General features: G+C 59.6%; 12 protein-coding genes. 11 read left to right on the top strand and 1 reads right to left on the bottom strand.

The genetic code is table 11. The features are described from left to right. Positions 1–156 precede the first annotated feature (156 nt). The 11 genes from edd (at position 157) to F2P46_RS24540 (ending at position 11736) form a co-directional block, all read left to right on the top strand. Positions 157–2073, top strand: coding sequence for a phosphogluconate dehydratase (gene edd / locus F2P46_RS24590; protein ID WP_166895143.1), 1917 nt, complete (start codon positions 157–159; stop codon positions 2071–2073). Continuing rightward, the gene (gene eda / locus F2P46_RS24585; RefSeq protein WP_166895141.1) at positions 2070–2693 is read left to right on the top strand and encodes a bifunctional 4-hydroxy-2-oxoglutarate aldolase/2-dehydro-3-deoxy-phosphogluconate aldolase; all 624 of its coding nucleotides are present in this window, start codon (positions 2070–2072) and stop codon (positions 2691–2693) included. Before edd ends, eda begins: the two co-directional genes overlap by 4 nt. A 48-nt stretch (positions 2694–2741) precedes the next feature. Further along, positions 2742–2918 (top strand): hypothetical protein, encoded by a 177-nt coding sequence (locus F2P46_RS24580; RefSeq protein ID WP_166895139.1) that lies wholly within the window; start codon positions 2742–2744, stop codon positions 2916–2918. A gap of 367 nt (positions 2919–3285) precedes the next feature. Then, positions 3286–3810: a hypothetical protein gene (locus F2P46_RS24575; protein WP_166895137.1), complete on the top strand. Its 525-nt coding sequence runs from the start codon at positions 3286–3288 to the stop codon at positions 3808–3810. After that, complete coding sequence (locus tag F2P46_RS24570; protein WP_166895135.1) at positions 3807–4568, top strand: DUF1828 domain-containing protein; 762 nt, start codon at positions 3807–3809, stop codon at positions 4566–4568. The genes F2P46_RS24575 and F2P46_RS24570 overlap by 4 nt, the downstream gene beginning before the upstream one ends. Before the next feature lie 52 nt (positions 4569–4620). Next, on the top strand, positions 4621–5127 hold the full coding sequence (locus tag F2P46_RS24565) for a Rhs element Vgr protein (protein ID WP_229509447.1): 507 nt from the start codon (positions 4621–4623) through the stop codon (positions 5125–5127). Between the two features lie 247 nt (positions 5128–5374). After that, positions 5375–5875: a hypothetical protein gene (locus F2P46_RS24560; RefSeq protein ID WP_166895133.1), complete on the top strand. Its 501-nt coding sequence runs from the start codon at positions 5375–5377 to the stop codon at positions 5873–5875. A 216-nt stretch (positions 5876–6091) separates the two neighbouring features. Next, positions 6092–8392 carry a type VI secretion system tip protein TssI/VgrG gene (locus tag F2P46_RS24555; RefSeq protein ID WP_166895131.1) on the top strand — a complete coding sequence of 767 codons (2301 nt, stop codon included), beginning with the start codon at positions 6092–6094 and terminating at the stop codon, positions 8390–8392. Next, positions 8389–9603: a DUF2169 domain-containing protein gene (locus F2P46_RS24550; RefSeq protein ID WP_166895129.1), complete on the top strand. Its 1215-nt coding sequence runs from the start codon at positions 8389–8391 to the stop codon at positions 9601–9603. The genes F2P46_RS24555 and F2P46_RS24550 overlap by 4 nt, the downstream gene beginning before the upstream one ends. Then, positions 9569–11359, top strand: a complete 1791-nt coding sequence (locus tag F2P46_RS24545) for a hypothetical protein (protein WP_166895127.1) — start codon at positions 9569–9571, stop codon at positions 11357–11359. The genes F2P46_RS24550 and F2P46_RS24545 overlap by 35 nt, the downstream gene beginning before the upstream one ends. Next, positions 11356–11736 (top strand): hypothetical protein, encoded by a 381-nt coding sequence (locus F2P46_RS24540; protein ID WP_166895125.1) that lies wholly within the window; start codon positions 11356–11358, stop codon positions 11734–11736. Before F2P46_RS24545 ends, F2P46_RS24540 begins: the two co-directional genes overlap by 4 nt. A 253-nt stretch (positions 11737–11989) precedes the next feature. On the opposite strand, the gene F2P46_RS24535 is transcribed toward F2P46_RS24540, so the two are convergent. Beyond that, positions 11990–12733 carry a hypothetical protein gene (locus tag F2P46_RS24535; protein WP_166895123.1) on the bottom strand — a complete coding sequence of 248 codons (744 nt, stop codon included), beginning with the start codon at positions 12731–12733 and terminating at the stop codon, positions 11990–11992. Between the last annotated feature and the right edge of the window lie 4 nt (positions 12734–12737).

The following is a 12737-nucleotide window of genomic DNA, read 5'->3' as shown; positions in this document are numbered from 1 at the left end:
GTAGTCGAACGCCTGCCTTTATAGATGTTGCCAGTCATCTTCATCGACTGTTGCTTGGCAACGGATGACTAAAGTGAGCAAGCCTGGCGACCAGGATGTACGGTAGTGGCGAATTTTGTAGTAAAATTTCACGAAATAAATTCATAAGGAACGACCATGGCGTTGCATCCCGTAGTTGAATCGGTCACCAAACGCATCATCGAACGCAGCCGCCCATCGCGCGGCGCGTACCTGGCGCACCTCGACGCGGCACGCGTCGACGGCCCGCAACGCGGCGCCCTGTCGTGCACCAACCTGGCGCACGGCTTTGCCGCCTTCCCGGCCAACGACAAGCTGATGCTCAAGCAGGTGAAGAAGCCATCGGTGGCGATCGTCTCGGCCTACAACGACATGCTGTCGGCGCATCAGCCGTTCGAGCACTTCCCGGCCATTATCAAGGATGCGGTGCGCGAGGTGGGCGCAGTGGCGCAGTTCGCCGGCGGCGTGCCCGCCATGTGCGATGGCGTCACGCAGGGCCAGCCGGGCATGGAATTGTCGCTGTTTTCGCGCGACGCGATTGCCATGGCCACCGCCATCGCGCTGTCGCACAATATGTTCGATTCGGCGGTGTACCTGGGCGTGTGCGACAAGATCGTGCCGGGCCTGTTGATCGGCGCGCTGCACTTCGGCCACCTGCCGGCGGTGTTCGTGCCGGCCGGGCCGATGACGACCGGGATGTCGAACAAGGAAAAGGCGCGCATCCGCCAGCTGTACGCGCAGGGCAAGGCCACGCGCGAAGAGCTGCTCGAATGCGAGTCGCAGTCGTATCACGGGGCCGGCACCTGCACCTTCTACGGCACCGCCAACAGCAACCAGATGCTGATGGAAATCATGGGCCTGCACATGCCGGGCGCCGCTTTCATCACCCCGGGCACGGCGCTGCGCGACGGCCTCACGCGCGCCGCGGCGCAGCGCGCGGTCGCCATTTCGCAGCAGGGCGGCAGCTACACGCCGGTCGGCCAGATCGTCGATGAAAAGTGCATCGTCAACGCGGTGATCGGCCTGCTCGCTACCGGCGGCTCGACCAACCACACCTTGCACCTGGTGGCGATCGCCAAGGCGGCCGGCATCGTGATCGACTGGAACGACTTCAACGAGCTGTCGGCGATCATACCGATGCTCACCCGGATCTATCCGAACGGCGACGCCGACGTGAACCACTTCCAGGCCGCCGGCGGCCCCGGTTTCGTGATCCGCGAACTGCTCGACGCGGGCCTGCTGCACGACGACGTGACCACTATCCTCGGCAAGGGCTTGCGCGCGCACTGCCTTGAGCCCTTCCTCGATGGCGAAAAGGCGATCTGGAAGGAACTGCCGGAATTGAGCGGCGACGACAGCGTGCTGCGCCCGGCGGCGGCGCCGTTCGCGCGCGACGGCGGCATGATCCTGGTGGCCGGTAACCTGGGCCGCGCGGTGATGAAAATCTCGGCGGTCAAGGAAGAGCACCGTATCGTCGAAGCGCCGGCGCTGACTTTCAATTCGCAGGAGGACTTCATGCACGCCTACACGGCGGGCAAGCTCGATCGCGACTTCGTGGCGGTGCTGCGCTTCCAGGGGCCGCGCGCCAACGGCATGCCGGAACTGCACGCGCTCACGCCGGCGCTGGCCAATCTGCAGGATGCCGGCCGCCACGTGGCGCTGGTGACCGACGGGCGCATGTCCGGCGCGTCGGGCAAGGTGCCGGCCGCGATCCACGTCTCGCCCGAGATCCTGGCGGGCGGCCCGCTGGGACTGGTGCGCGACGGCGACATCATCCGTCTCGACGCCACCACCGGTACCCTGGAGGCGCTGGTGCCGGCCGCCGTGTGGGCCGCGCGCTCGCAGGCCACGGCCGACCTGTCGTCCAGCCATATCGGCATGGGCCGTGAACTGTTTACGATGTTCCGCAATGCGATCAGCGAAGCGGAGAAGGGCGCCACCACCTTCCCGCTGCCGTCGCCGATTCCTACCACCGTGTCGCTGCACGACACCGCCGACATTGGCGATACCGTGCCCGGCTCCGACGAAGACTTTTTGATCAAGAACCCAAAATGACCATGACCCTACTCGACATCATGCGCTCGGCGAGCGTGATTCCCGTGATCGCCATCGACGATCCAGACCATGCGGTGCCGCTGGCAAAGGCGCTCGTTGCGGGCGGCATCCGCGTGCTTGAAGTGACCTTGCGCACCGCGCACGGCCTGGGCGCGATCCGCGCGATGGCGCAGGTGGAAGGCGCCATCGTCGGCGTCGGCACGCTGACGCAGGCCGATGAATTTGCGGCGGCGCGCGACGCGGGCGCGGTGTTCGGCGTTTCGCCGGGCCTGACCGCCTCCTTGATCGAGGCGGCGCGCAAAAGCGGCTTGCCGCTGCTGCCGGGCGTGATGACGCCGTCCGAAGTGATGGCCGCGCGCGAAGCGGGTTTTCGTCAACTCAAGCTGTTCCCGGCGGTGCCGGCGGGCGGTGTGGGCATGCTCAATGCGATCGGCGGACCGCTGCCGGATGTGACGTTCTGCCCGACCGGCGGCATTTCGATCGAGACCGCGCCGCAGTTTTTGGCGTGTAAGAACGTGGCCTGCGTGGGCGGTTCGTGGCTCACGCCGAAGGACGCGATCCTGGCCGGCGACTGGGCCCGCATCACCGAGCTGGCCAGGGCGGCGTCTGCGCTGCGCTAAGGCTTGATGGCGGTGCGACCTTTCTGGCGCGGCCAACCGGGGCGTCCCATGACGCCTGGTGAAATCAAGATGGCCTCCAGGCTGTTCGGCGAGTCCATCGATTACGCGCGGGTGGAGGTGCACGCGCGGCGCTACCTGCCGTTCGGGCTGCAGCCGAAAAACTGCGCCATCGGCAACGAACACGCGCGCCACTGTTTCATGCATCAGACAGTGAGAAAACGATAGTCTGCGACGACATTTCTTTGCTTTATAGACAGGCAGCTGATGCATGCGTACACTCTCTGTCAATATTAAGGAAATTTCAATGTTGCGACTACTTATTGTTTTCAGTTTGATTCTCTCCGGCTGTGCGACGTCAACTACGGGTGCTATACCTGCTGGGCCTGACACGTTTGTAGTTTCTCGGCAGGCGGGCGCGTTTCCAAGTGGGCGCGAACCTTTACTTGCTGAGGCGTTGGTGGAAGCCGGTAGTAAATGTGCCAGTATGGGTAAGGTGATGAAGCTCGTTTCGTCTACTGAAAATCCTGGTCCATACGTCTTGGGAAATTACCCTAAGGCCACAATTATCTTTGCCTGTCAGTAGAGAGCAGCAATGGCCCGACCAACTGAACAGGACGTTGCCGCTTTCTTGTCATTAAAAAAGTCGCTCGTCCGGGTGATGGAGTGGACAGATCGTCCAAGTTTGAAGACTCCGCAATGGAGAGCTTTCGAGAGTCGCTGTTACTTGGGAAGTTCGATCTCCGACGAGGCTAACTTCAGAGCGCACTATCGGCCCAAAGGGCTGAAGGTTCGCGGTGCTTCAATTATAGAGCTGCCTGAAGCGTTTTACGTTTCAATCTGGATCCGGGAACATCGAGTTTTCGCGATTGATACTTTGAAGGGGCAAGTTCATACAAACCGTATTGTTAGCGGGATGCCATTTTCCGGAATGAAAATAGACGCAACCACGCACATGCATATCTGGACGAGTGCGGCAGACGGCTACGCTGAACCGATTGAGCCTCCTCTGGTCGAACTTGAGGAAATCATGACGGTTTTTTGCCAACGTGTTAACCTATGGCTTAACGGCGATATTAAGCATCCGATGTACGGAAAATCGATGAGTTTCCTGGAATGAACTGCGAAAAATTAGCCTCAATCACAGGATGGCAATGTTCTCCAGCGGGTGTACGCTCGGTGCGTGCTGTCGCACCTATACCAATGGGTGATGGCGGCCAGTTGATCGCGTTCTACATTTCGCAGCCTTCAGATAGCACTTTCTTTCTCACAGACGCATCCGAGACTGCGATCCATGCCGAGCAAGAAGGTGTTGTTCTAAATAAGAGCCGAATAGATGCGCTCAACCGCACCTTTGGGGTGTCCATGGCGGAATTCGGTAACGACTTCAGCATTGAAGCATCCGGCAGTTTGGACTCGCTGCAAGGTTCACTGTGGGACGCTGTTAAGCTTGCCCTTGCTCTTTCATATAAAACGGCTTCATGGCGTCCAAAATTCGCTCAGGCTAAATTTCATGCAGTAGTGCTTCGTGAATTGCAGGCGCAGCTTGGCATGGAAAGAGTGGTCGCAGGCCTACGTGTACAAGGCGCAAGTGGGCACATGATTGAGTTTCCGGTCAGTGTCATACAAAAAAACGGCCAGATAATTTACGTTCAACCCATCGCGTTGGAAAACGGCAAAATCAGTTGGCCAACCATCTATGAAGCTCACGGGAAATTGTTCGACGTGAAAGTGGCGTCCGACATTGAGAACCGGATTGCTGTGTTGGAGGCTGGTGCTCTGCCAGTCGATTTTGGTCGTGCTGCGAGCTTCCTCGCGCATGCGGCTCCTGTCTACACCTTGGACAAGCTTGATGCTTGGGCGCATGCCCTTATTTAGTTTGTCGCGAATGCTGGATTCCGTGATTTTGCACGGCACACCGGGGCGTCCCATGACGCCTGGTGAAATCAAGATGGCCTCCAGGCTGTTCGGCGAGTCCATCGATTACGCGCGGGTGGAGGTGCACGCGCGGCGCTACCTGCCGTTCGGGCTGCAGCCGAAAAACTGCGCCATGACGCCCAACGGCACCATCTACTTTCATCACTCCCGCTGCCTGCCCGATTTTTCGGCCGGCAGCGAACACGCGCGCCACTGGTTCATGCATGAGATGGTGCATGTGTGGCAGCACCAGCTGGGCTATCCGGTGTGGTGGCGCGGCGGGGTGCGCATCGGCTTGAGCTATGTGTACGAGCTGGCCGCGCACAAGACGCTGGCCGACTTCAATATGGAGGCGCAGGGCGACCTGCTGGCCGACTATTTCGTGCTCAAATTCCTGCGCTCCTCCACGGCGATGGAGCAGCAGCGCTACGCGCGCAGCCTGGGGCTGTTCGAGACGGTGCTCGCTGGCTTCCGGCACGATCCGGCGGGCCGCAATCATCTGCCCGGCGCGCGCCGCTAGCGTGCGCCTTTGCATGGCGACAGGCCGTCCCCACTTCTGCTTTGCGTTGCGATCGCATTCCTCCCCTGAATCAGCTTTATTGTCTTCAATGCATCCATCGTGGCGCGCTGCGCGGCGGGTCGGACAAGTTTCCTGATTCTGCGTCAAGTCCGGCATAACGTTTGCGCATGTGCGCAGTCAACACTGCTCAGAAGAACCCCTTTACTCTTGGTATTTACTTACTGAATCTTTTCTGGGGGAATCTTTTATGCGACCCAATCGGCTCATCTTGTGTGCTGTCGTTGCCGCCACGTGGTGCGTGAACGCTTGTGCGGCGCCGCCTGTTGGCGAGCTCGATGTGCGGATGGGCAGCGGCGGCACGCCATGCTTTACGGTCTTTCAGAAAGATGAGCTCCGCTTCGGGGCGCCGGAATTTCGTTCGATCAGTGTGAGTGAGGTAACGCCAGCGGGGAAGGCGCTGATGTGGGCCATGTCGATCCCCCCGCAACGGCCATTCCTGGTCACGTTTCGCCTGTGTATTCCGTATGCGGGGCGCTTACCCGTCTTGCCGAAAACGACAGCGTTGCCACTTCAGCCGGGCAAGGTCTATGAGACGCTGATCGAGATCACGCCGCCGATGCTGTCCAGCGCGCCACGGACTTATCGCGCCAGGTTTTGCCTGAGCGCAAAGGCGGGTGGGACGGTGCAACTTCACACGCTCAGCGGTGGGGCACTCGACGGCAAGGCGCGCGCCGGCTGCAGCGGCTAGGCATTTAACGCATGCATTGCGCAGCAAACGTCTTGTCGGTGTAGCGATTTTGACGTAACTGAAGGAAATTTAGCTTTCTCCGCAACACCTTTTCTGCATTGTTGTCACGCGTCGTGATGTTTCTGCGTTCGCGCAACCCGGCATCGCTTTCGTTCCTCTACTGTCAGTTAAAGATTCCAATCGGAAACACCTTAAACCGACAAAAGTGGGCTGGACATGGCGACTATTTCCTCTTCTGAATGTTTGCAGGACCTGATCGGCGAGCGCCAGCATGATCGCCTCTTGCGCTTGTCATTTCCGCACGATGACGGCCCCTTTGCTCAGTTGCTCGTCAACCAGTTGCACGCCTCGGAAGAATTATCGAAGCCGTTCGAATTCGTGCTCGAACTGTTGTCGGGCGATCCAGGCATTCCACTGAAAGAAGTTCAGGGAAAGCTCATGTGCATCGAGCTGGTGCGCAAGGATGGCAGCCTGCGTCATTTTTCCGGCCACGTATTTAGTTTTTCTTTGAAACGCGTCGATGGTGGCTTGTCGTTCTACGAAGCCCGGCTGGCGCCCTGGTTCAAATATTTGAGCCTGCGCAAGGACAACTACCTGTTTCACTACACCTCCCTGTACGAGCAGGCCAGGAGCATCTTCGGGGACTACGCCAATCTGGCCGATTGGGATTGGCGGGTACAAGGGGCAAGCGGCGTAATGACCGATTGCTGCCAGTTCGACGAGACTGACAGCAATTTTCTGGAACGGCGCTGGGCTGCCGCCGGCATTTTCTATTGGTTCGAACACAGCGCTACTGGTCACAAACTGGTGTTGTCGGACGATTCGAGCGCCGCCCCTGCAATCGACGGAGGCGATCCGGAGATACCGTTCCAGCGCCATGGCGGCGCAGTCGAGGAAGATGGCATTGCCGAATGGTCGCCGGGACGCCAGATCACGGAAGGCAGCATTGCTCTGGTTTCCTACGACTTCAAGGCGCCACAGCCGGCTCTCACCTCCCTGCCGACTGTTCATCAGCAAGGCCAGGTATTGCATGTGGAGTCCTATGAATACACGGGCGCTTTCGGGTTCAAGGATGGCGGCGATGCGCGTTCGCTGGCCCAGACCCGCATGGAGGGGCTGGAAGCGAGCGGCAAGCACTTCAAAGGCGCGGGTAACAATCGCTATGTCATGCCGGGGCGCTGGTTCCGGCTTACCGGTCACTTCGACCGAGGGGCGACGGAGCACGACGAGCAGGCCAGGGAGTTCCTCATCGTCGAGGTGATTCACAGTGCGAGCAATAACTACCATGTGAGTTCGACGGCGCCCTCCCACTACAGCAATACGCTGGTCTGCGTGCGAAAAATTGTGGCGTGGCGTGCACCGCGCAGTCATCACAGCAGCGAGACAAAGATCCACGGCATCCAGACAGCCACTGTCGTCGGTCCCGCCGGTGAAGAAATTCATACGGACATGTATGGCCGTGTACGCGTGCAGTTTCATTGGGACCGCGCTGGGGCCAACGACGAAAAGAGTTCGGCATGGATCCGGGTGGCAACGCCGTGGGCGGGTGAAAATTTCGGCATGGTATCAATTCCGCGCATCGGGACGGAGGTGCTGGTGCAGTTCATGGATGGCAATCCGGACCGGCCGATCATCACCGGCATGGTGCCCAATGCAAATACCCTGCCGCCGTGGGCGCTTCCGGCCAACAAAACCCAGAGCGGGATCCTGTCGCGTTCGACGCCCGGCGGTCAGTACGACAACGCGAACGCACTGCGCTTCGAAGACAAGAAGGGACAGGAACAGTTGTGGCTGCATGCAGAGAAGGATCAGTTGACCGAAGTCGAGCACGACGAAGACAAATGGGTCGGCAACGACCGGCGCAAGTCGGTGGACCGTGACGAAACCAGCCATATCAAGCGCGACCGGACCGAAACGGTGGACCGGGATGAAACGATCACGGTGCATCACGATCGTACCGAACGGGTCGACCATGATGAACGTATCAGTATCGGCGACAACCGCAGCGAAGATGTGGGCGTCAATGAAACGATTTCCATCGGCGGCAACCGCACCGAGACCGTGGGCAAGAACGAAACGATCAGCGTTGGCGTGAACCGCAGTAAAACGGTTGCTAAAAACGAGAAAGACAAGATCGGTAAAAACTGGTCGATCAATGTCGCCCGCATGAAGACCGAGACGATCGGCATGGCATCCATGCAGAACGTCGGCATGGGCCGGATCGACACCGTGGGCATGGCCTACAACCTGAACGTGGGCATGATCATGGCGACGGTGGTGGGACGCAGCCAGACGACCAAGGTCGGCAAGGTCGTGTCGGTATCGGCCGGCGAGACGATCGAACTGGTGTGCGGCGGATCGAAGTTCGTGATGACGCCGGACGCGATTTACCTGGAAAGCAAAGACATCCATATCAAGGCGAGCGGCAAGGTCCATGTCGACGGGCCGGCCGATGTGCTTCTCAATTCCGGAAGTGCGGAAAGTGCTCCGGGAAGCGATGGGGAGAAGGCCAAATGACGGCCCCGGTTCCTGGGGACCACGGGCGCGCCGCGAGCGACGCCACCATTGTCAACCACACCGGTGTACCGCATTTCTGGTTTCAACAGACAGGCCCGGAAGGTGAGCGCCTCGATGTGCTTGTGGTACGCGCCACGTTCGATTTTGCGGCGCATGGCGAGACCATTACGCTCTCGCAAGAACAACATCCTGTCGTTGCTGGCGATACATATGCCGGGCCGGCATCGAGCGATCCGCTGCGCTCCGTGATACAGGAAGATGGCGATCTGGTGCCGTATAAACCCGGCACCGACATTCTTGTCGGCGGCCACGCGCTGGCCCCGGGTGGACTGGCATGCGCCCAGTGGGTCGCCGGGATACGCGTTGGCACGCTCAAGAAGCTGGTGCGCCTGCACGGTCCACGCCAGTTCCGCAAGCAGGCGTTTGGCTGGCGCCTGGGGACGGCTTCACCTGTCGAATCCGTATGCCTGGACTACCGGTTGGCGTACGGTGGCTGCGTTGACGTTGCGGCTGCATTCACCCGCGATGGCGAGGCGGACACGATCAGGCACAGCGGCAATCCGGCGGGCATTGGCTGGTTACCTGCGCCGGGCGATTACAAGCATCTGGGCCGGGCTGGGCGCACATTCGTCGCGCGCTGGGTGGCTGAACAAAAGGTGCTCGCCGCTCCCCAGATTGAGGCGCCGCTCGATCCCGTCACCCATCCTTTCTCGCGCTTGCCGCCGCAGGGATTGAGCTCGATCGCACGCTGGTGTACGCCGCGCGTGGATTACCAGGGCGACTTTGACGCGCTCTGGCGCACCAAGCGGTATCCCCTGCTGCCAGAAAATTTCGATTCGCGCTATTTCCAAAATGCTCCCGCCGACATGGTCATTACCCCGCATTTGCGCGGTGACGAAACCGTGACGATGACAGGCCTGCTTCCTGATAAAACGGACATGGTTTTGCCCGGATGGATGCTCATTGTTGTTGTCCGGCTTGCCAGCGGAGGCAATGTGATCAGCATCCCGCTGCTCGACACCCTGCGTTTCGATCTGGACCGGCGCCAGGTGTCAATGGTCTGGCGCACGCATTTCTACGACGACGATCCGGTGGTGGACATTGCAATTGCAGTTGCTGCGTCCGAAAGCGCGAGTGCGTCGGATCAGCCGGAAGTGCAACCATTTAGCGGGGTGGATGATGGGGCAGACCCGACATATCGCGCACGCTGAGGGTTGGCTGGCTGTCGCAACGGAGTCCGACCTGTGCAAGGTGGGCAAGTGCATAGTCGCGTTTAACAGCTTCGCGCGGCTCGATCACAAGTATGCGGCATCGCCGGATGTGAAGGCGCGGGGGACGCCGGTGTATCGCGTCGGCGATCTTTTCAAGAATACGCAAGCGAATACGGGTGCGCACATTGTTTCCGGCACATCGCTGAGTACCGGCTATCTCCAGATACTCGAAGGCCATTCAAACGTCAAGATTAACGCTATACCTGTAGCGCGGCATGACAGCGCCTGCCGTATCAATTGCGACAGCACCGGCATGGGCGGTGCGCGAGGGCGGATCGTGACGATGACCAAAACCGTCGCGCCGGCTGCGCCAAAACCAGTCGCCGCAGCGCCAGGCGCCGTGGCGCGTGTCAGCAAGAAACTGCTCGCATTGAAAGCGCTTCGGGATGGGTTGATTGGACGGCGCCTGAATCTGGATGCGCTTGATGACATATTCAATTTCGATAGCGCGAATGCGACGTTGAAGGGCTGGATTGGCGATGTTGAGGGCACGCCCGGGACGGTCGGCGACTGGCTGGCGCAGGGCGGCCGCGCAGGACTCGGATTTGCCAGCGAATTCGCTATGGGCACAGGCGAACTTGTCTATGAGGCGATCAAGGGCGTGCCCAAGTTGGCCCGCAGGACGACACGAGAGGGCAGGCTGCTTGCCAGTCTGGATGAGCAGATACTTGCCGAAGAAATCAGCCTTGGAAATATCGACGCTCCGAGTATTGCGAGAGATGCAGTCGGTCTGGCCACGGCAATGGCCCGGCCGGTGACCGATCCATGGATGAAGGGGCAGTACGTTGAATCGACCACGCGCGGCGGGATTGAGTTATTCACTTTCTGGAGTGGCGCATCGAAGGCTATACGGGCTGCGAAGGCGAAAAAGTTGTTGGATTTGGCAGGCGCCAAGGGTGCGGCGGCGGCCGCTACAGCTGGTACTGCGACAACCGCTGCGGTTTATCCAGTCGCCAGTATTGCCCCTACAGCTACGCCTGCCGTAGGAGCTGTCGCTGGCACCATTCCGACGGGCGGCGCCACTGTCGCGGGTGCAGTCGGGACTAGCGCTACAGCCAGCTCAGCTACAGTTGCGACAGCACCGGTTGTTACAGGAAGCGTGGTCCGCAGACCGGTAGTAACTTCGGGTGCGCGTGGTGGGGTGTATGTTTCTCTTGCGCCAAAACGACCGCGTCCCGCAGCGAATGGATTTAGTGGTCCGGACGGGTACATGACTCATGGGATCCGCGATAGCCCGCTTCATTCAGATGAAGGACGCAAGTTAGTTGCTGCTTACAGGTCACAAGGCGTGGCACCTGATAAGGCACTGAAGATATCCAGGGAGTTGATGGCTAGCGGCTCGACCTTGCCTAAGGCAGTCGATCTTGCAGCGGGAGAGTCGCTATTCAAGATTGTTCCTGAGGGTAATATGCCCGGTCCCTATTCAGCATTTTTTGCAACACAGGACGAACTAACTACAATGAAGGGGATGAGTTACGACCAGATCTCGGATCGTATCGGAATCCCTTTGGAAAGCCAGCAGACTCTGCGATTTGATGTAGTCGAGGTTAAAGCTACTAAAGCCGTTACCGTGTTTGAGTCTAAAATTGCCTCGACAACACAAAACGGCTACATTCAGCCTGGTGGGGGAATACAAACTCTCATCACTAATCGCAGTGCATTTACAAACCCTACCGTGATTGGAAAGTTGCCATGAGGTCCACTAAAAGAATACTTGTTAGGGTGGATGAGCAGACAGGAGACTACGCCGAAGTCGATAAAGTTCGATTGACGCGCGAAACGCGTGAATTAATGAAATTTATTCAAACAAATATTGATCAGAATAAAGACCAGTATGGTGTATGGACGTCGCTTGTTCCTTTGTGTCGGGCCGTGCTTGCTGAAACGATTTCGTTGCCTGTCCCTTTCTTCGAACTGCCTCTCAGGTATGAAAGCCGGGAAGGCCTCTTGGACGCGGACTTCGACGAACTATTCTGCGGGTTCACTTTGACGATATCAGGCACAGCGCGTGAGATTCTTGATGAAGTTGTTATCGATGGTGTCAGGTATATGTACGCAGATTTTGAAGAATAGACGTGATTTGATAAGCCATGCCACTGGGAGCTCGTGGCGGTGTGTATATCTCGCTTGCGCCCTAGAGCGCGCGTCCTTCAACCAACGGATTTCATCGTCCTAGCGAAGTTTATGAGGAGATCGTTATTGACGGTGCCAGGCATGCGTATGTCGATTTCGAAGAATGAACGCAGCATGGATGGGATGGTTATGCATGGCGCGGGCGCGAGGCCGGCAGTTCAAGCGCTCCGCGCCCGGCCCGCCGCGCCAGAAATCACTTCTGCTCGCTGAACTCAAACTCCACCAGCGTCTCATCCGGCCAGCTCGCATCATGCAGCGGCACCATATACGTCGTCCGGTCCTCCCTCACCGCGTCGGCCGGCGCGGTTTCGCTGCGTTCCCCCGCCACCATCCGATACCCGGCCAGCGCGCGCGGCGCCAGTTGCAAGACATGCACGCGCGCCGTCCGGCACGGCCCGCCGAACGCGCTGATGATGGTGCGCTTGGTGAATCCCATGTCCTTGCGGTCCACCGCCCAGCGCACCTCGCATTCGAGGCGCAGATCGCCCAGCCGGCGCGCGTTGGCCGGCACCTCGGGCGTGTGCACGGAAGGGCGCCAGCGGAAGCTGCCTTTCTTGCGGTTGAGGATGACTTCGGCTTCCTCGTCCAGCGCCGCCTGCTTGCGCGGCATGGCAAACGTGCCATCGGCCGCCAGCGGCACCGCCATATTGGTTTCGTTGCCGGCGATGCGGATGGTCACGCCCTCGATGCTGGCGTTCGGCGTGCTCGGGCGCAGCAGGAAGCGCAGGTCCGCTGCCGGCGCCAGCGTGTGCTTCGCATCGAAGGCGTCGAGCCCGGCAACGAACGCCCGGTAAGTCTTGAAATCCGGGTCGCGCAGGGCGTTGACCTGCACCGTCCCGACCTCCCTCGCCGCGTCGGCATCCTTGGCCGCCCCGGCTTCCTGGGCGGAAACGGCGCCGGCCGCCAGCAGCATGGCAATCAGTAATGGCAATGTCATCAAA

The sequence above is a fragment of the Massilia sp. CCM 8734 genome (assembly GCF_011682155.1).
Taxonomy (GTDB): Bacteria; Pseudomonadota; Gammaproteobacteria; order Burkholderiales; family Burkholderiaceae_D; genus Telluria_A; species Telluria_A rubra.
Note: the sequence above shows the minus strand (reverse complement) of the source record. Positions and strands in the feature narration are given on the sequence as shown.